At 70.5% G+C, this 18,820-nt stretch carries 14 protein-coding genes; 9 read left to right on the top strand and 5 right to left on the bottom strand.

All coding sequences use genetic code 11. The features are described from left to right. Positions 1-141: 141 nt before the first annotated feature. Positions 142-1,818: an FAD-binding dehydrogenase gene (locus tag SPF06_RS14900; protein WP_323279907.1), complete on the bottom strand. Its 1,677-nt coding sequence runs from the start codon at positions 1,816-1,818 to the stop codon at positions 142-144. 89 nt (positions 1,819-1,907) lie between these two features. Here SPF06_RS14900 and SPF06_RS14895 point away from each other — a divergent pair, with 89 nt between their 5' ends. After that, positions 1,908-2,579: a class I SAM-dependent methyltransferase gene (locus SPF06_RS14895; RefSeq protein WP_323279906.1), complete on the top strand. Its 672-nt coding sequence runs from the start codon at positions 1,908-1,910 to the stop codon at positions 2,577-2,579. A 135-nt stretch (positions 2,580-2,714) separates the two neighbouring features. Next, positions 2,715-2,942, top strand: coding sequence for a hypothetical protein (locus SPF06_RS14890; protein ID WP_323279905.1), 228 nt, complete (start codon positions 2,715-2,717; stop codon positions 2,940-2,942). Between the two features lie 2 nt (positions 2,943-2,944). Here the strand turns inward: SPF06_RS14890 and SPF06_RS14885 are convergent, their stop codons facing one another. Further along, entirely contained in the window at positions 2,945-4,315 is a 1,371-nt protein-coding gene (locus SPF06_RS14885; RefSeq protein WP_323279904.1) for a flavin monoamine oxidase family protein, read from the bottom strand. Between the two features lie 242 nt (positions 4,316-4,557). On the opposite strand from SPF06_RS14885, the gene SPF06_RS14880 reads away from it, so the two are divergent. Genes SPF06_RS14880 through SPF06_RS14870 form a run of 3 tightly spaced genes read left to right on the top strand, consistent with a single transcriptional unit; the run spans position 4,558 to position 8,111 of the window. Then, entirely contained in the window at positions 4,558-5,637 is a 1,080-nt protein-coding gene (locus SPF06_RS14880) for a nitrilase-related carbon-nitrogen hydrolase (protein ID WP_323279903.1), read from the top strand. Beyond that, positions 5,634-6,707 carry an agmatine deiminase family protein gene (locus tag SPF06_RS14875; RefSeq protein WP_323279902.1) on the top strand — a complete coding sequence of 358 codons (1,074 nt, stop codon included), beginning with the start codon at positions 5,634-5,636 and terminating at the stop codon, positions 6,705-6,707. The genes SPF06_RS14880 and SPF06_RS14875 overlap by 4 nt, the downstream gene beginning before the upstream one ends. An 18-nt stretch (positions 6,708-6,725) precedes the next feature. Beyond that, positions 6,726-8,111, top strand: coding sequence for an APC family permease (locus SPF06_RS14870; RefSeq protein WP_323279901.1), 1,386 nt, complete (start codon positions 6,726-6,728; stop codon positions 8,109-8,111). Positions 8,112-8,188: 77 nt separating this feature from the next. On the opposite strand, the gene SPF06_RS14865 is transcribed toward SPF06_RS14870, so the two are convergent. Beyond that, complete coding sequence (locus SPF06_RS14865; RefSeq protein WP_323279900.1) at positions 8,189-11,521, bottom strand: hybrid sensor histidine kinase/response regulator; 3,333 nt, start codon at positions 11,519-11,521, stop codon at positions 8,189-8,191. 52 nt (positions 11,522-11,573) lie between these two features. Beyond that, positions 11,574-12,650, bottom strand: coding sequence for a PP2C family protein-serine/threonine phosphatase (locus SPF06_RS14860; protein WP_323279899.1), 1,077 nt, complete (start codon positions 12,648-12,650; stop codon positions 11,574-11,576). A 395-nt stretch (positions 12,651-13,045) separates the two neighbouring features. Between SPF06_RS14860 and SPF06_RS14855 the strand changes: the two genes are divergently transcribed. The 3 genes from SPF06_RS14855 to SPF06_RS14845 all read left to right on the top strand — a co-directional run bounded on the left by SPF06_RS14855 (position 13,046) and on the right by SPF06_RS14845 (position 16,350). Beyond that, positions 13,046-13,558: a hypothetical protein gene (locus tag SPF06_RS14855; protein WP_323279898.1), complete on the top strand. Its 513-nt coding sequence runs from the start codon at positions 13,046-13,048 to the stop codon at positions 13,556-13,558. Between the two features lie 200 nt (positions 13,559-13,758). Further along, the gene (locus tag SPF06_RS14850) at positions 13,759-15,222 is read left to right on the top strand and encodes an esterase/lipase family protein (protein WP_323279897.1); all 1,464 of its coding nucleotides are present in this window, start codon (positions 13,759-13,761) and stop codon (positions 15,220-15,222) included. Between the two features lie 24 nt (positions 15,223-15,246). Then, positions 15,247-16,350: a pyridoxal-phosphate-dependent aminotransferase family protein gene (locus SPF06_RS14845; protein ID WP_323279896.1), complete on the top strand. Its 1,104-nt coding sequence runs from the start codon at positions 15,247-15,249 to the stop codon at positions 16,348-16,350. A 48-nt stretch (positions 16,351-16,398) separates the two neighbouring features. On the opposite strand, the gene SPF06_RS14840 is transcribed toward SPF06_RS14845, so the two are convergent. Continuing rightward, entirely contained in the window at positions 16,399-17,130 is a 732-nt protein-coding gene (locus SPF06_RS14840; protein ID WP_323279895.1) for a GTP cyclohydrolase II, read from the bottom strand. Positions 17,131-17,259: 129 nt separating this feature from the next. Here SPF06_RS14840 and SPF06_RS14835 point away from each other — a divergent pair, with 129 nt between their 5' ends. After that, entirely contained in the window at positions 17,260-18,756 is a 1,497-nt protein-coding gene (locus SPF06_RS14835; RefSeq protein ID WP_323279894.1) for an FAD-dependent oxidoreductase, read from the top strand. The last annotated feature ends 64 nt before the right edge of the window (positions 18,757-18,820 follow it).

The raw sequence follows: 18,820 nt of genomic DNA, 5'->3' as shown, positions 1-18,820 counted from the left end.
GCATTCCGATCACCCGAGACACGCCATTCCGATGACCCGAGACACCCCATTCCGATGTCCTGAACCAGCACACTGTCCCCGCAACCAATCGGAGGCCCCGGATCCAGTGGATCCGGGGCCTTTTGCATGCCTCCTGGCAGCTCACCCCATCGCCGCGGCCCGCCCCGCCACCCGCCCGGAGAACAGGCACCCGCCGAGGAACGTGCCCTCGAGGGCGTTGTAGCCCATGAGCCCGCCACCGCCGAACCCCGCGGCCTCGCCCGCCGCAAACAGTCCCGGCACGGGCCGCCCGACCCCCGACGCGTCCGGCGCCGCAAGGCACCGTCCCGAGAGATCGGTCTCGAGGCCGCCGAGCGTCTTGCGCGTGAGGATGTTGAGCCGGACGGCGATGAGGGGGCCGGCGGCCGGATCGAGGATGCGGTGCGGGGCAGCCACACGAATGAGCCGGTCCCCCCGGTATCGGCGGTGGCCGCGCAGGAACATGACCTGGGCGTCCTTGCCGAACGGATTCTCGACCTCCCGGTCCCTCGCCTCGAGCACCGCGCGCAGCCCCGCCTCGGTCAGAAGCCCCGGCTCCCCGACGCGGTTCATCCCCTCGACGAGCTCGCCGAGCGCCGGCGCGACCACGAAGTCCTCGCCGTGCCGCAGGAACGCGTCGACCGGCCCCGGCGCCCCGCCGCGCACGCGCCCCAACAAGAGCCGCACGTCCTTCCCGGTGAGGTCCGGGTTCTGCTCCGAGCCCGAGAGGGCGAACTCCTTCTCGACGATCCTCTGCGTGAGCACGAACCACGAGTAGTCGTACCCCGTGCCCCGCAAGTGCTTGAGCGTCCCGAGCGTGTCGAACCCCGGGAAATACGGTGGGGGGAGCCGCCGCCCGGTCGCGTCGAGCCACACCGACGAAGGCCCGGGCAGGATCCGGATCCCGTGGTTCTCCCAGACCGGATCCCAATTCCGCAGGCCCTCGACGTAGTGCCACATCCGGTCGCCGTTGATCATCCGGCCGCCGGCCTCGGCCGCGATCCCCAGCATGCGCCCGTCCACGTGCGCAGGCACCCCGGCGACCATGGTCGACGGCGGAGTACCGAGCCGTGCGGGCCACATCCGGCGAACCAGCTCGTGATTCCCGCCGATCCCGCCGGAGGCGACGACGACGGCGGAAGCCCGCAGCTCGACGTCGCCCGTCACCGCCCGCGATGTCGCCGCGCCCCGCCGCGCCGTCGTCGGCTCGAGGACCGCACAACGCACGCCGACGACGGCGCCGCCCTCCGTGAGCAGCTCGTCGACCCGGTGCCGGAACAGGAGGCGGACCCGCCCGGCGTCGGCGTGGTCGAGCACGCGCCGGACGAACGGCTCGAGGACGCCGGGCCCCGTGCCCCACGTGACGTGGAAGCGAGGCACCGAATTCCCGTGGCCGTCGGCCCGCCCGTCGCCGCGCTCGGCCCAGCTGACCACGGGGAAGAAGCGAACGCCCAGGCCGTGGAGCCACGCCCGCTTCTCCCCCGCGGCGAAGTCGAGATACGCCTCGGCCCAGCGCCGTGGCCAGTGGTCCTCGGGCCGGTCGAACTGGGCGCTGCCCGCCCAGTCCTGCCCGGCAAGCTCACGCGAATCGCGGACGCCCATGCGCCGCTGCTCGGGCGAATCCACGAGGAAGAGCCCGCCGAGAGACCAGAACGCCTGCCCGCCAAGCGACTGCTCGCCCTCCTGGTCGACGACAATCACGCGCCTCCCGGCGTCGGCGGCCTCAGCGGCGGCGACAAGCCCCGCGAGCCCGGCCCCGACCACGATGACATCGCTGTCGAAGGAATTCCGTGCGTCCATAGGCTTCCCTTCCGTCGGCGTCACAGTCGGCGTCACAGATCAGCCTTCCCGGCCGGGACAAGGGAGTCAACGCGTCGCATACTCATGCCATGGACTCGTGCTGCGGCGGCCCCCTCGAACCCGGACGCGATCATGGATACGACGCGATCTTCGACTCGCGCTTCTCGGGCGCGATCGCCAAGCGCTATGGCCAGCGGGGGCTGCGTGCGCCCGAGCGCCGGATCGTGGACTTCCTTGCGGGGACCGGGATCGACGGGGCGACGGTGCTCGAGGTCGGCGGGGGCGTGGGCGAGATCCAGCTCGAGCTTCTCAAGCGCGGCGCGGCCCGGGCGGTGAACCTCGAGCTGTCCGGCGGATACGAGGAGGACGCCCTGCGGCTCATCGAGCAGGCCGGGTTCGGCGGGCGGATCGAACGCCGGCTGGGCGTGGACCTCGCCGAGGAGGGCCACGGCATCGAGGCGGCCGACGTCGTCGTCCTCCACCGAGTGGTGTGCTGCTACGCGGACTACGCCAAGCTCCTCACGGCGGCGGCGGGGCACGCTCGGCGCGCGCTCGTCTTCAGCTACCCGACGGCCAACCTCCCCTCGCGCGCGTTCATCAGGCTCATGAACGCGCTGATTGCGGCGTCGGGCCGCTCCTTCCGCGGCTTCATCCATCCGCCCGCGGCGATGATCGACGTCCTGCGCAGCCAGGGGCTCGAACCGTCGTTCCGCTGGAACAGCCCCGTGTGGCATGTCGTGGGGGCCGTGCGGAACAGCTAGCTCGCCAAGCACGCGGCAAGGCTTTGCCGAGCAATCCCGAAGGATCCCGGCCGCGCGCCGGTGCCGCCCCTAGCGTGATGTTGGAGGCCCGTTGGGGCCAAGGACTACGCGGGATCTGGATCCGGGGTGGGCTCGATGATGAATCGCTGGCTGGCGCACGAGCGCCGGAATCACGAGGCTCCCCGGGGCCGCGACGACCCGAGCCACGACGAGCTGGGCCGCGACGAGTTCGGCCGGGTCGGTGACGACGCCGAGCCGGGGCCGCTCGACACGGCCCCGACGCCGCGCGGCGCATCCGACGGCGCGACGACGGAGGTGGGCCGGGCCAGCCCACCGCCGTCGAACGTCTCCCCCAGGAGCTGACGTCAGGAAACGCGGCTCGCGAGGATCTCCTCCGCCACGCGGCGGCCCATGCGGAGCGCGCCGTCCACGTGCTGGTACCCCTCCGAGGCGATATCCGAGCACGCGAAGTGGATCGGGCCCACGGGCGTGCGCTGGTTTGCGCCGTAGCGGGAGAGCCCGCCGAGGTCGAAGCTCGCGGCGTACGCGCCGCGGGTCCACTCCTCGGAGCCCCAGTCGGACTCGTAGTAGACCTCGGCGTCGAGCGCCTCGGGGCCGAGGTAGTGCGCGATCGAGCCGAGGATCTTCGCCTTCCGCTCCTCGGCGCTCAGCGTGAACACGGCGTCGGCGTTTTCGTCGGACACGAAGCCCACGAGGGTGCCGCGCTCGTCGCCGTAGTTCGTGTTGTCGTAGACCTCCTGCACGAGCTGGCCCACGCCGAAGCACGTCCCCGAGAGCCCGGCCTCGCGCCAGAACGGGCGATCGTAGACCGCGTGGACCTTGATGACGAGGCCCATCGAGAGGTGCTGGTGCAGCTGGTGTTGGAGGCGCGGCAGCGGCGGCTCGTAGGAGATGCGGCTGTAGAGCGTCGGAGGGACCGCGAGGATCGCGCGGCGCGCGGTGACCCGCACGCCGTCGGCCTCCGCGCGCACGCCGTCCACACCCCACGCGAGGGTGCGCACCGGGGCGTTGAGGACGACGGCGCCGCCCAGCTCCGCGGCCATCGCGAGGCTCACGGACTGCATGCCGCCCACAACGCGGCGGTCGAGGATGAAGTCCTCGTCGAGGAGGTTGCTGAACGAGCCGGCCGACGCGGCCATGAGGACGGCCTGGAGCGCGGAGAACGCGTGGGCTGGCTTGGTCAGCATCGCGCCTGCGATGAACATGCCGATGATCTCGCACGCGTCCTCGTCCGCGGACTGGGCGCGGAGCCAGTGGTGGAACGAGATGGTGTCGAGCTCACGGGCCTTCGGATGGGCCCAGGGCTCCTCGGGGCCGATCTCGGTGGCGAGCTGGTCGAGGATGGCCGTGATCCGGTCGACTTCCGCGACCGTGCCCGGCGAGACCGGGAAGTCCGCGCCCGAGTAGACCGTGCGGGCTCCGTCAGCGGCGACGAACACGCTCTGGCCCTCGCGGTGCCGCTGGTACGTCTCCTTGCCGAGCTCCTCGACGAGGGCCAGGAGCTCGGTCTGGTCCGGGCTGATCCACTGGCCACCGATCTCAAGCCACGCGCCGTCGACCGTATCGCTCCACGTGCGGCCGCCCACGCGGTCGCGTGCCTCGAGCACCACCACTTTCTCGCCTGCTCTCGCGAGGGTCCGCGCGGCCATGAGGCCAGCCGGGCCGGCTCCGACGACGACGACGTCGGCCTCGAGTTCTCGTTTCTCAGCTCCCATGCTGATTCCTTTCGTGACGGGGCGACGCCCCTGTGTGGTGCACGTCTCTTAATGAATATAGTTCATTTATGCTTCTTGGCAAGAGGTGGAGGGGACCTGGCGGACCGAAGGTGCCCGGCGGCCGGGGTGTGTGCGCCGTCACTTGACTGTGGGATGGGTCACTGCTCTAATAAACGAACGCCATTCATTTATGGACGTCCTCAGACCTTCACCTCAGACCTCTTCAGCCGAAGGACACCCCTATGCACGAGATCCTTGCCCTGCAGCCCCCGGTGTCGTGGGCCCGCACGAGCAACGCGGCCGAAGGCCGCAACCAGCGCGAAGGCCGCAACCAGCGCGAAGGCCGCAACCAACGCGAAGGCCGCAACCAGCGCAGAGCCCCGCTCCGCGTGGCCCTCGTCCAGCACCGCTGGCACGACAACCCGGCAGACACCGAAGCGGAGCTCGCCGAAGGCATCCGCCGCGCAGCCGAACACGGCGCGAAGATCGTCTTCCTCCCCGAACTCACCCTCTCGCGCTACCCCGCGGACACACTCCCCGACTACACGCCGAGCAGCATCGCCGAGGACCTCGAGACCGGCCCGACCCTCGCGTTCGCGCGCCGGGCCGCGCTGGAGCACGGCCTCTGCGTCCACGCGAGCCTGTACCGCAAGGGCGCGGCAGGCGACGACCGCGGCTACAACACTGCGATCCTCGTGGGCCCCGACGGCACGCTTCTCGCCGCGACGGACAAGCTCCACATCCCCGTGACCGAGGGCTATTACGAGGACAAGTTCTTCCACCAGGGCCCCCAGCCCGGGCAGCCGCAGGCCGCCAACAACGGCTACCCCGTGCACGCCCCCGCCGAGCTCGACGGCGCCCGACTCGGCCTCCCGACGTGCTGGGACGAGTGGTTCCCCGAGCTCGCCCGCGTCTACTCCCTCAACGGCGCGGACATCCTCGCCTACCCGACGGCGATCGGCTCCGAGCCCGGCCACCCGGACTTCGACACCGAGCCGCTGTGGCGCCAGGTCATCGTGGGCAACGGCATCGCGAACGGCCTGTTCATGGTCGTCCCGAACCGCTGGGGCAGCGAGGGCCTCGTGACGTTCTACGGCTCGTCCTTCATCTCCGACCCGTACGGCCGCATCCTGGCCCGCGCCCCGCGCGAGGGCTCCGCCGTCGTCGTCGCCGATCTCGACCTCGACCAGCGGCGCGACTGGCTCGCCCTCTTCCCGTTCCTCACGACGCGCCGCCCCGAGACCTACGCGGCCCTCACCGCGCCCGTGAACCCGGCCGCCCCGTTCGGCCAGACGACCGAGCTGGAAGGCGCCCAAGCATGACGTGGCGCATGCCCGCGGAGACCGATCCGCACGAGCGGCTCTGGATGGCGTGGCCGTCCGGCGGCTACACGCTCGGGGACACGGATCAGGAGGCCCACGAGGCGCGCGCGGCGTGGGCTGCCGTCGCCCGCGCCGCGGTGCGCTACGAGCCCGTCACGATGGTCGTGCGGCCTGAGGACCGCGGCATCGCGGCGGCCTACCTCGACAGCCGCGTCGGCGTTGTCGAGGCCGCGCTCGACGACGCGTGGATGCGGGACATGGGCCCGAGCTTCGTGACGGACGACGGCGGCCGGCTGGGGGCGGTCGACTGGGTCTTCAACGGCTGGGGGCAGCAGAGCTGGGCCTCGTGGGAGCACGATTCGGCCATCGGCCGGACGGTCGCCGAGGCCGCGGGGGCGGAGGTCGTTGCCAGCAGGCTCGTCAACGAGGGCGGCGGCTTCCAGACCGACGGCCTCGGCACGGTGCTCCTCACCGAGTCCGTGCAGCTGGACCCCGACCGCAACCCGGGGCTGAGCAAGGCCGACGTCGAGGCCGAGTTCGCCCGGACGATCGGCGCGAGCCACGCCGTATGGCTCCCCCGCGGCCTCACGCGGGACTCGAAGGAGTACGGAACGCGTGGCCACGTGGACCTCGTCGCGGCGATCCCCTCTCCGGGAACCCTCCTCGTGCACGTCCAGTACAACCCCGAGCACCCCGACTACGAGGTGAGCGGGGAGTACCTCGAGCTGTTCCACGCGTCCCGCACCGCGGACGGCAAGCCGTGGACCATCATCGAGGTTCCTGCGCCGCACACCCTCCACGACGGCGAGGACTGGGTCGACTGGAGCTACATCAACCACGTCGCGCTCAACGGCGGGCTCGTCGCGTGCTCGTTCGCCGACCCCCACGACGAGAAGGCGCTCCGTATCCTCGCCGACGCCTACCGCGGCCGGCACGTGAGCGCCGTCGACGCCCGCGTGCTGTTTTCCCGAGGCGGCGGCATTCATTGCGTCACCCAGCAGCAGCCCCTCGCCAGCGGTATCCACCGCATCACCCAGCAGCAGCCCAAGGCTCGCCCCATCGGGGCCTGACGAAAGACAATACTTCCAATGCCTCAGAACACCGTTCCCCCCAGCGGCGCCGGGCTCAAGCGGTCCCTCGGACTGTGGGCCATCGTCGGCCTCGGCCTCGGCTACATGACCCCGACCACGGTTTTCGACACGTTCGGGATCGTCTCCGGCGAGACGAACGGCGTCGTCCCGCTCGCCTACCTCGTCGCGCTCGTCGCGATGGTCTTCACGGCCGTGAGCTACGGCCGCATGACCCGCATCTTCCCGTCGGCCGGTTCGGCCTATACATACACCTCGGAGACGATCCACCCCAACGTCGGCTTCCTCGTCGGCTGGGCCTCGCTCCTCGACTACCTCCTCCTCCCCCTCGTGAACGCGCTGCTCATCCGGATCTACATGGAGTCGTTCTTCCCCGACATCCCGTCGTGGATCTGGGTCGTGGCCTACGTCGTGCTCATCACGATCCTGAACCTGTGGAGCATGAACTCGACGTCGAAGGTCAACGGGATCCTCGTCGTGTTCGAGGTCGTCCTCATCGGCGTGTTCATCGTGCTCGCGTGGAACGCCCTCGCGAACGGCGCCGGGAACGGCTCGGTCTTCAGCTCGGCCCCGCTCGTCCACGACGGCGTGGATTTCGGCGCGGTCATCAGCGGTGCGACCGTGGTGTGCTTCTCCTTCATCGGCTTCGACGCGATCACGATGTACACCGAGGAGGCCAAGGACACGAAGACCGTCCCCAAGGCGATCGTCCTGGCCCTCCTCATCGGCGGCGCGATCTTCTTCGTCGCCGCGTGGTTTGGCCAGTCGGTGTTCCCGACGCTCGACGGCTTCGACAACACCGACGACACCCTGCCCGAGATGGCGCTCAAGGTCGGCGGCGAGTTCTTCAAGATCCTGTTCACGTCGGCGGCGTTCGCCGCGACGGTCGCGTCGAGCCTGTCCTCGCACGCGTCGGTCTCCCGCATGATCTACGTCATGGGCCGCAACGGCTCGGGCCCGGTCTCGCGCTTCTTCTCCTACGTCCACCCGAAGTTCCGCACGCCGTCCCTCGCGGTCGTCTTCGTGGGCGCCGTGTCCCTGCTCGCGATTCCCTTCACGCTCGAATTCATCTCGTCGATGATCAACTTCGGGGCGCTCATCGCGTTCACGTTCGTGAATGTCACGGTCATCGTGTTCTTCGCGCTGCGCCGCAAGGAGGTGCGGACGCCGAAGGAGGTCCTCACGAACGTCGTCCTCCCGCTCATCGGCACGGCCCTCACGGGCGTGCTATGGGCCAACCTCCACCTCGACGCGCTCCTGTACGGCGCGGTCTGGCTTGGCATCGGCGTCGTGAGCCTGCTCGTCGTCACGCGCGGCTTCCGCAGGCCGCTCCGCGTGAGCATGCGCGAGGAGGACGCCGTCGAGCTCGACGCCGCGGCGGTCTAGCGGCGTCTGGGGAGCGCGCGACGGCGGTGGGCCGGCAGATCTGCCAGCCCACCGCCGTCGAGCTCGCCAGGGCCTGATTAGCGCTCCGACAGCACGGCGCGGCGGAGCGATTCGCTGACTAGCGCAAGCTCGGCCTCGAGCTCGTCGAGCTGATCGGGTGCGGGCGTGCCGCCTTGGCGCCCGAGCTCCTCGAGCTCGCGGCAGAGCTCGGCGGCGCGCGTAGCCCCGATGTTCCCGGCCGAGCCCTTCAGCTTGTGCGCGGCCCTGTGGAGGTCGCTGCCCCCGCCGGCCGAACTCGCGCGCCGGAGGCTCTCCAATCCCGCGCCGGCCTCCCGTTCGAAGGCCTCGACCGTGGCCTCGAGCACGCCGGAGCCGAGCGAGCGCAGCATGTCGAGCCGATCGCCGTCGACCGCGGACTCCCGAATCGGATCGGCGGGACGCTGCACAGCGGGCTGCGCGTGGCCCGCCCAACGGTCGAGCGCGGCCTCGAGCCGTGCGAGGTCGACGGGCTTGGACAGGTAGTCGTCCATGCCCGCCGCGAGGCATCGCTCCCTGTCCTCTTCCGAGGCACCCGCGGTCATCGCGATGATCGGCAGCGCCGCTCCGGAGCCGCCCAGTGCGCGGATGGCTCGAGTCGCATCGAAGCCGTCCATCACGGGCATGTGGCAGTCCATGAGCACCGCGGCGTACTCGACCCGTCCGGCAGCCTCGACCGCTTGGGCGCCGTCGCCGGCCAGATCCACGTCATAGCCGAGCTTCTCGGCCATGCTCTTCGCGACCAGCTGGTTGACCTCGTTGTCCTCGACGACGAGAATTCGCCCCCGCGCGGATCCTCGCGACGGCGCCGTCGCCGCGGGCGCCGGGTCGGCGGCCGCGGCGGAGGGTGCGAGGAGGCGGCTCACGCGGTCGAAGAGCTCGGAGCTGCGCACGGGCTTGCTGAGCCATTCCCGAACGCCGGCGCGTTCGAATTCGTCGCGATCGGCGTGCCCCGCCGAGGTCAGGATGATGACCGGGGTCGAGGCGATCGCGGCATCGGCCTGGATGGACCGGGCGAGGTCGAGGCCGCTCGTCCCGGGCATGCAGAAGTCAAGGACGGCGAGCTCGAAGGGCAGGCCCTCCGCGGCTGCCGCGCCCAAGAGCTCGAGGGCCCCCGCGGCGTCCTCCGCCGACTCTGGCTCCATGCCCCACGCGGCGAGCTGGCGCCCGAGCACGAGTCGGTTCGTTGCGTTGTCGTCGACGACGAGGGCGCGGAGGCCCGCGTGGAACGGCGCGAGGATCGGTTCGGGCGCGTCGTCCCCCGCGACGACGGAGACCGGGACCGAGATCCAGAAGACCGATCCCGCTCCCGGCTGGCTCATGAGCCCGATCTCGCCGCCCAAGGCCTCCGTGAGGCGGCGGCAGATGGCGAGCCCAAGCCCGGTTCCGCCGTACTGCCGGGTGGTCGAGGCATCGGCCTGCGCGAAGGCGTCGAAGATGAGTTCCTGCTGTTCCGGGGCGATGCCGATTCCGGTGTCCCGTACCTCGAAGCGCAGCCGCGCGCCCTCCGGGGTCTCGTCCTGGAGCTTCGCGACAAGGGCGACTTCGCCGTGGCCCGTGAACTTCACGGCGTTCGAGACGAGGTTCAGGAGGATCTGGCGGAGCGCCCGCGAATCGCCGAGCACGCGCGCAGGAACGGTGGGCCGGCAGTGGGCGATGAGCTCGAGGCCCTTGCCCTGCGCCTGCTCCGCGAAGAGCCCGGCGACTTCCTCGAGGAGCGCGCGGGGGTCGAACGGCATGAGCTCGAGCTCGACCTTGCCGGCCTCGAGCTTCGAGAAGTCCAGGATGTCATTGATGAGAGCAAGCAGGGCCTCCCCGGCCGTCTTGACCCCTTCGGCGTATTGCCTCTGGGCCTCATCGAGCGGCGTCTGGAGCAAGAGGCTCGTGAGCCCGATCACGCCGTTCATGGGAGTCCGGATCTCGTGGCTCATCGTGGCCATGAACTCCGACTTCAGGCGGCTGGATTCGAGCGCCGCCTCCCTCGCGGCGAGCAGTTCGGCCTCCGTGCGCCGCCGCTCTGTGATGTCCTGGGCGATCGTGGCGATCCCGTGGATGCCGTGGTCTCCGCGCACGGGGAACGCCGTGATGGACACGGGGACGAGCGTGCCGTCGCGGCGCCGTCGTTCGGTCTCGTAGCTACGGGTCACGCCCCCCGCCCGGATGGCCTCGAAGTTCTCCTCCTCGAAGGCCCGCCGATGCTCCGGGATGAGGAACGCATGATCTCGTCCGAGGGCTTCCGCCGCGGCGTAGCCGTAAACATGCTCGGCGCCGGGATTCCAGCTCGTGATCGCGCCGTCGGTGGTCTTGCCGACGATCGCCTCCGACGAGGAATTCACAATTGCCGCCAGCCCCTCGAGCTCTGCGGTGCGCTGCGCAACCTTGGCCTCGAGCCCGCGCGTGAGCGTCACGTTCTCGAAGACGATGAGCACCTGGCGGGCGACGACGAGGGCGAGCAGCACGATCCCGGTGCCGAGCAGGAAGGCTTCGTTCCCAGCGGCGAGGCTCGACGACGAGAGGACGATCGCCCCCAGGACCGGCACATAGGGCAGGAGTTCGAAGGCCAGCGCATAGACCGCTCGGTCCTTCTTGGGGCGGCGCCGAGGGGGAACTGCGGCAGCCAGCGCCATGAGCAGGAAGGCGGCCATCCAGCCTCCGGCGAGGATCGTGCCCGTGGTGTCCGTGGCGCCGTCGAACGTCAGCCGCACATAGGTGCTGTCGGTGACCGTCAGGATGATGAGTCCGGCCGCCAGGCAGAGCCACGGCAGCCGATGCCCCGGCGTCTGACGCATGGTGAGCACGAGCACGAAGGACGTCACCGTGACGTCGACGACGGGGTAGGCCAGTCCCGTGAGCCGGCTGAGCACGTCATGGCTTTCAGCTCCGACGAGAGGCCCCAGGACGACGGACCAGCTGACGAAGAGCACGGCCGCAGCGATCACGGCCGCGTCCAGCACGGTTCTCGCGAGCCCGACCCGCGTGGCCTTGGTGCGCGGAAAGGTGAGCAGACCAATGACAGCGGGCACCGAATAGCCCACGAAGCCGGCGTCGGCGAGGGACGGGAACGGGTAGTTGTGGTCGGTGGCGAGCCCGTAGCCGGTCCAGATGGCCTGACCCGCCGACCAGATCAAGGCGCCCAGGCCGATCCAGAGCCAAGCCCGTGCCTCGGGCCCGCGCCTCGCGGCGGCCCGGGCGCAGCTCGCGGTGCCCGCGAGGGCTGCCGCGAGGATGCCGAAGTCGCCGACCGTCTGGCTCGAGTCCGACCCCGGGTCAGCGGCCACGACCCCCACGACGAGCGCGAGCATGAGCGCGCCCGCGACGATTCCCCACAGCAGGCCGCTTGTTCTGGCCTTCGGGTACTGCTCCGCGCCGATCATGGCGCCCCTCCCTCTGATCCCAGCTGCGGCCGGCGAGCGCGGCCCACGGGCCTCACGCGCATCGGCTGAAGACGACCGCCGTCACGTCGTCCTCCGCCTCGCGCGCGAGGTCAAGAAGGCGGTCGACGGCGTCCTGCGCGCCCCCCGCACCCTGCACGACGGAGGCCACGGCGCTGAGCGCCTCCTCGAGGCCGCCGAACGAGTCCAGCACGCCATCGCTCATCACCACGACCGTGCTTCCCGGCTCCATGCTCAACGTCGCGCCGCTCCACGTCGACTCGGGCACGAGCCCGAGCGGCGGACCTCCCGTGACGAGCCGTTCCCATCCGCCGCCCGGATGGACCAGCATGCCGAGGCCGTGCCCCGCATCGACGTAGTCGACGGCGCCGGTGGCCCCGTCCAGCTGGAGGTACAGGAGCGTGATGAACGAGGAGATCCGCTCGAGATCGGGCTCGAGGGCCGCGGCCGCATGCCCGACGAGGGCCACGGGGGGTTCGCCGATGCCCGCCCGGAGCACTGCGCGGGCCGTGGCGGCGATGAGCGCGGCCCCCATCCCCTTGCCCATGGCATCGGCGAGCGTCACGTCCATGACGTGCCCGTCGGACTGCCAGTCGAAGAAGTCTCCGCCCACGGAGCGGCTCGGGCGGCACGCCCCCGCCACGTCATAGCCCTCGAGGACGGGGCTGCGCTGCGGGAGGAGGCCGCGCTGCACGCGCGCGGCCGTCTCGAGCTCGGTCGCGGGAACCGGCTCGGCCCGCGGGCGCCGCAGCATGGCCTCGGCCCTCGCCTTGAGCTCGCGGGGGTTGACCGGCTTGCCGAGAAAGCCGTCCGCGCCGGCCTCGAGGCTCGCGAGGCGCGTCGCCTCGTCCGCGCTTCCGGAGATCACGAGGATGTACGCGTCCGTGAAGAGCCTCAGCGCCCGGCAGACTTCGAGGCCGTCGATGTCGGGAAGGCCCAAGTCGAGCGTGATGAGGTCCGGCTTAAGCTCGCGCGCCGCTTCGAGGGCACGATGCCCGCTGGCCGCGCCTTCGGTGACGAACCCCTCGCCGGACAGCACGGCGCTCAGCAGTATCGCAACGTCGGCACTGTCCTCGACGATCAGCGCACGACGCGCCCCATGCCCCAGCATGAGCACATTAAAGCCGAGCGCAGGGGACAAACGTAGACGCCACAACGAGCTCTCTTCGGCCCGAGCACGGGCAACGACGAGGTCGCGGTCTGTTCGTACCCTGTCCTGTCACGTCGAGGCGATCTACCATGACCGGTGGCGGGGTGTTCTAGAAGTGTCCGGAGGAGAAGGTGTTCTGTTCACTCGGTCGTGCCCGCGGAGTCCTCGCAGCGGGTCTGATGACGGTTCTCATGCTGGCCGGCTGCTCGTCCTCGACGCCTGGCGCGGCATCGTCGCCCGCGCCGCCCGGCACGGCATCCACAAAGCCAGGCTCCACGCCGTCGCCCACGGCACTCGGCCCGACCGTGGAGATCACCGCCGCAGACGGCTATAGATTCCAAGTTTCTCTTGTCGCCATGCGTACCACGACGTCGTTCACCACCGACGACGGCACCGGGAGCGGAGGGACCACCCTCGACGCCCCGCCGGGGAAGGTTCTGATCGCAGCAACCCTAGCCATCGTCAACAACTCGGGCCGCCAAGAGCCGTTCCTCTTCCCCGGCACCGGGCCCCTGCCTCAGCTGGACACGACGTTCCCGTTCGGCATCCCGAAAGGGGATCTCGCGGCCTTCGGCATCCCTGACACGGACGTGAACCACTCCATGTTCTGCACCGGCGCCAACGTCCCCACTGGCTACTGCACCCTCAGCGGTCAGGTAGGCGGCTTCAGCCCCGCGAGCGACGACTCGAACCTGCCCCAGCTCGCCCCGGGCGCCACCGCCACGCTCACGATCCTTCCGTTCGGGCTCGGTGGCGCGTCTGGACAGCCGATCCCTGAAGGCGCCCCGCTCAAAGACCTCAAGGTGTTCGCCGAAAGGACCGTCGGCTGCGACGTCTCGGATCCGGCCTGCGCCGTCGCGCTGAACTAGGGGCCAGGGCAATGAGACGCGCTGTGCATGCTCTGGCTACCGCGGGCGGTGCAATCGCTCTTTCCCTCGGCCTGACAGGCTGCCCAACTCAGGCGGGCGGCGACACGCCCCCTTCGGCTGCGGCCACGATCAGCGCCTGTGCGCCCATTGGCGCGCACCCGCATTTCATCGCCATCCTGCTGCAGGGCATCAATTCGTCCGTGGAGACCAATTCGGTGGGCACCCCCACCGGCTCGTTCGACCCCACGGCCCAGAGCTACTGCACCTCGCCGGACGGAAAGTCGCCGCCTGACAATCCCCAGCCCATTCTCCAGAGCCTGGCCGACGAATGGCTGAACTGGGACTGCCCGGTGGGCATCTATGCGCCGTGCACGTGGCAGGACGCGGCCACGGCGTCCTACCCCAACGACCTCATCGATTCGCTCGCGCACGCAGGCGGCTACGTCCTGCCGTTCTCCTATACGGGAGCGACCATGAACGGCTCGCCCGCTCATCCCAAATTCACGTACACGGCCTACGGAATCGATGACGTGGCGAACAGCGACCCTCGGTCCGCGGGGCCTGCCAAACTCGAGGCGGAGGTGGCAAGCATCAACGCCATCTTCCCCGCAGTGCCCATCGTCGTGATCGGACACTCCAATGGAGGCCTGATCGCCGAGCAATGGTGGGCCCGGTACCGCCCGCCGTCCGCGGTCGCGGACGTCTTCTCGTTGGACAGCCCGCTCAATGGAGTGAGCCGCGCGGGCCCGCTCTGCCAACTGGGCCTGTGCGGTTCCCTCGGCGTCGGATCCGCCACCGCCAACGCCTACGTCTCGCTGTGGGAGGACAGCGCGTCCGATGTCGGGGATGCGGCCATCCTGAATCTCGACTCTGCGGACCACCGCTTCACAGCATCCGGGACGTACGGCGATCCGCTCTACGATGTGGGCGACGCCGTCCCGGGCTCCCCGCCCCACAACGGCATCCTCTCCCAGCTCATCCTCGACCCCCACTGCCTCGCGTCCGAAGACACGACGAGTTCGTCCTGCGCCCCAACACCCGGCGTCGACTCCGTCTGCAGCAACGGCCCCTCCTACGCCAACCCGGCCGATATCGAGTACAACAACCTCACCTACGGCATGCCGGGCTCGCTGTGGATCCACAGCGAAGCGAAGAACTGCCCGAGCACGGTGGGCATGATCATGTCCGCCATCGCCGCGCCCTCCTCACCCCGCCCGGCGCCGAGCACCCCCACTGCACCGCCGCTCGCCCCTCCATCCCCATCAGCCACGCCTGGCTACGCCACTCCGGAGGACGCCGTCGACGGATTCTTCGAGGCTGAGCTTGCCGGCGATTGGGCGTCGGTGTGCTCCTACGTGGAACCCGCCGCCCAGACGCTCTGTCTCGCAGGAACGAGCGGTCAGGGTGCGGCGACGGGTCACGTGACAGTCGGCACGGCTGTGGTCTCCGGCAGCCAAGCGCTCGTTCCCGTCACCGGGTCCCTCTGCGCCCCGTCTACCCCCTGCGTCGCGAATTCCGATCCGGCCCGCGGGATGCCGCCCACCGCGGCCGCATTCGAGTCCTACTACGCGCAGGCCGTCGCCAACAGCACGAATAGCACCACCATCCTCTCTGCGACCGCTTGTACCCGGATCGGCGGCAAGTGGTACGTCGCCTTCGGTTGACCGACCGTGTGAGACAGTGAAGCCGTGCCTGAGATCCTGCCGTTCCGCTACCTCTTCGGCCCCGGCCCCGGGAACGCGTACCCCGAGGTCATGGCCGCGCTCTCGCATCCCGTGATCGGCCACCTCGACCCGGCGTTCATCGACCGCCTCGACCGCGTCTCGGCGGGCCTCCGGCGCGTGTGGGGCACCGCGAACGCGCGCACATGGCCCGTGAGCGCGACCGGATCGGGCGGCATGGAGGCCGCGCTCGTCAACATGGTGTCCGACGGCGACGTGGCCGTCATCGCGGTCAACGGGATGTTCGGCGACCGCATGTGCGAGATCGCGCGGCGCTGCGGCGCCGAGGTGGTCCGCGTCGACCACGCGTGGGGCCAGCCGGTCGACGTCGACCGCGTCCTGAGTGCCCATCCGCACCCGAAGGTCATCGCTGCCGTCCACGCGGAGACGTCGACGGGCGTGCGTTCCGACATCGCCGCCCTCGGCGCCGGCAAGGGGGACGCACTTCTGCTCGTCGACGCCGTCACGTCGATCGGCGGCCTCGAGCTCCGCGCCGACGACTGGGGCATCGACATCGGCTACGCGGGCACGCAGAAGTGCCTCGGCGTGCCGCCGGGACTCTCGCCGTTCACGGTGTCGGATCGTGCGTTCGAGCGGCGGGTCCAGGATCCGCGCTCGTGGTACTTCGACATCGGGCTGCTCGGCGGATACGTCGGCGCGGCCGAGGGCCACACGCGGACGTACCACCACACCGCGCCCGTGACGATGGTCGCGGGGCTCGAGGCCGGGCTCGACCGCATCCTTGCCGAGGGCCTCGAGAACGTGTGGGCCCGTCACGAGGCGGCCGGGGCCGCGCTGCGGGACGGGCTCGAGGCCATGGGACTCGAGCTCTTCGCCGCGGAAGGCCACCGCCTGCCGAGCCTCACGACCGTGAAAGTGCCCGACGGCGTGACCTCCGCGCGCGTGCGCCGGCACCTGCTCGAGCGCTTCGGCATCGAGATCGGCGCGGGCGTCGGGGAGTTCGCGAGCACAGTGTGGCGGATCGGCCTCATGGGGCCGAACGCGAGCCCGGCGGCCGTGACGCTCGTGCTCGGGGCGCTCGAAGAGGCGATCGCGGCGTCGCGCGGCTAGCGGGAAGCGACTGGTCCGCGACCGCCGTTTTGACGCCTCAAAACGCGGTTATGCGGGGCCCACATCGGCGAGGTGCCCCTGAGCGAGGAACGAGCCCGGGGAGCCGATGGGGACAGTCGATGGGGAGAGCAGGTCGATCGTGTGCGCCGTGTGGTCGCGCTTCGCGGCCAGATAGCGCGCGTTCGCGGACGAGAGATGAACCGCGGTGGGCACGCGCTCGGTCACCTCGATGCCGTAGGCGTGGAGCTGGCGGGCCTTGTCGGGGTTGTTGCTGAGGAGCCGAACCCGGCCAACTCCGACGGAGCGCAGCATCTGGGCGGCCGCGCGGTAATCACGCTCGTCCTCGCCGTGGCCGAGGGCAACGTTGGCCGCGTAGGTGTCGAGGCCGTCGTCTTGGAGCGCGTAGGCATCGAGCTTCGCGTAGAGGCCGATGCCGCGCCCCTCCTGCCGCAGGTAGAGGAGGAAACCGCCCGCCTCGGAGATCCGCTCGACCGCCTCGCGCAGCTGCGGCCCGCAGTCGCAGCGCTGGGAACCGAGGACGTCTCCGGTGAGGCACTCGCTGTGTGGGCGCACAAGGGGCGGCTCGCCTCCCGCCGTCGAACGTTCGACGGCGCCGGCCCAGTCCCCGAGGCCCAGCAGGAGGTGCTCCTTCCGGTCCGCGAGGTGCCGGAACGTGAAGACGGCGGCGTTCGCCGTGTAGCCGTCGGCGAACCTGAGCGGCAGGTGAACGCGCGTGCGGATCTGCGCTTCCGGCGACCGATGCGGCTGGCTCTGTCCCATGATGGGCTCCTTTGCGCTGAAAACGGATGCGGAAGCGTTGGCCAACCGCGGCAGACATCTCTAAAATAGCGTATCTCAGTTTTGCATTTGCCCCCGGCAGCTGGGGCATAAGACGAGCGGGAGGCCGCAGTGCAGCGAACACCCGAACCCAGCGCAGGCTCGCTCTGGCTCGCCACGGCCCACGAGACGGCCTACCCCCGGCTCGAGGGCGATCTCGCCGTCGACACCGTCATCGTCGGCGGCGGCATCGCGGGCCTGACCGCGGCCCTCGCCCTCAAGCGCAGGGGGCTCACCGTGGCCGTCCTCGAGGCCGCGCGCGTCGCCACCGGCGTCACGGGGAACACGACAGGCAAGGTGACCTCGCTCCATCGGCTCGCGTACACGTCGCTCGCGGCGGACCACGGCCTCGAGACCGCCCGCGCGTACGGCCGGGCCAACCAGGCCGCGATCGAGCACATCGCGCGGACGGCCGCGGAGGAGCGCATCGCGTGCGGCTTCCGGCGCGTGGCCAACTACACGTACGCGGAGACCGCCGAGGGCCGGGAAGCGGTCATGGCCGAGGCAGAGCTCGCTGCCTCACTGGGGCTTCCCGCGAGCTTCACCACGGACGTGCCCTTGCCCTACGCGACGACCGGCGCCGTCCGCTTCGATGGCCAGGCCCAGCTCAACGCGGTGGCCTACGTCCAGGGGATGGCCCGAGCGGTCGACGGCGATGGCAGCTTCGTCTTCGAGCGGACGCGCGTCGGCGCGGTCCGGGACGGCTCGCCGGCGGAGGTCGCGTCCGACGGCGGGACCGTCCGCGCGCTCGACGTCGTCCTCGCGACGAACGTCCCGATCGAGGACGGCGGGCGCTTCGACGAACGCCTGTACTTGCACCGCTCGTACATCGTCGCGAGCCCGGTCCGCGACTTTCCCGAAGGATCGACGTTCATCAGCGTCGAGGAGCCCATGCGCTCGATGCTCGGCGTGCGCGCCGACAGAGTGCAGTACGCGCTCGTGGGAGGAGAGGGGCACCGCGTCGGAGGCGAGACGGGTTCCGCCGAGCGCTTCGAGCGGCTCGGCGCGTTCGCGCGCGACCGCCTCGGGGCCGACGCGCCGACGTACCGCTGGTCGACCCAGGACGCGATGCCCGCGGACGGGCTGCCGTTTGCGGGACCGATGTCCCCGGACTCCCGGCACGTCTACGTTGTCACGGGCCTGCGGAAGTGGGGGCTCACGAACGGCACCGCCGGGGCGCTTGTCGTGGCAGACCTCATCACGGGCGCTGACAGCCCGGGGGCCGGGGTCTTCGACAGCACCCGGACCGTGCACGCGAAGCTCGCCCCGCCGTCGTCCGCCGAAGCCGAGGCGGCCGAAAGCACGGCGCCCGAGGACCTGCGGCCCGGGCAGGGGACCGTGGTCGATGACGACGGCAAGCCGACCGCCGTCTACCGCGAGGACGACGGTTCGCTCCGAGCCCTCACGGCCGCGTGCACGCACTTGGGCTGCACGGTCGAGTTCAACGCGAGCGCCAGAACGTGGGACTGCCCGTGCCACGGGTCGCGGTTCGCCCTCGACGGCTCGGTCATCCACGGACCGGCGGAAAGGCCCCTGTCTTCGCGGGCTGTGCCTGCGCCGCACACGTAGTCCTCCTGCGCGGATGATCGGGACGGCCTGCGGACGCGTCCTGTCCGCAGGCGGGCTTAGATTG

Origin of the sequence: Sinomonas terricola (assembly GCF_034931225.1) — a bacterium.
Classification (GTDB): domain Bacteria; phylum Actinomycetota; class Actinomycetes; order Actinomycetales; family Micrococcaceae; genus Sinomonas; species Sinomonas terricola.
The sequence above is the reverse complement of the archived record's forward strand: the minus strand, read 5'-3'. Positions and strand labels throughout refer to the sequence as shown.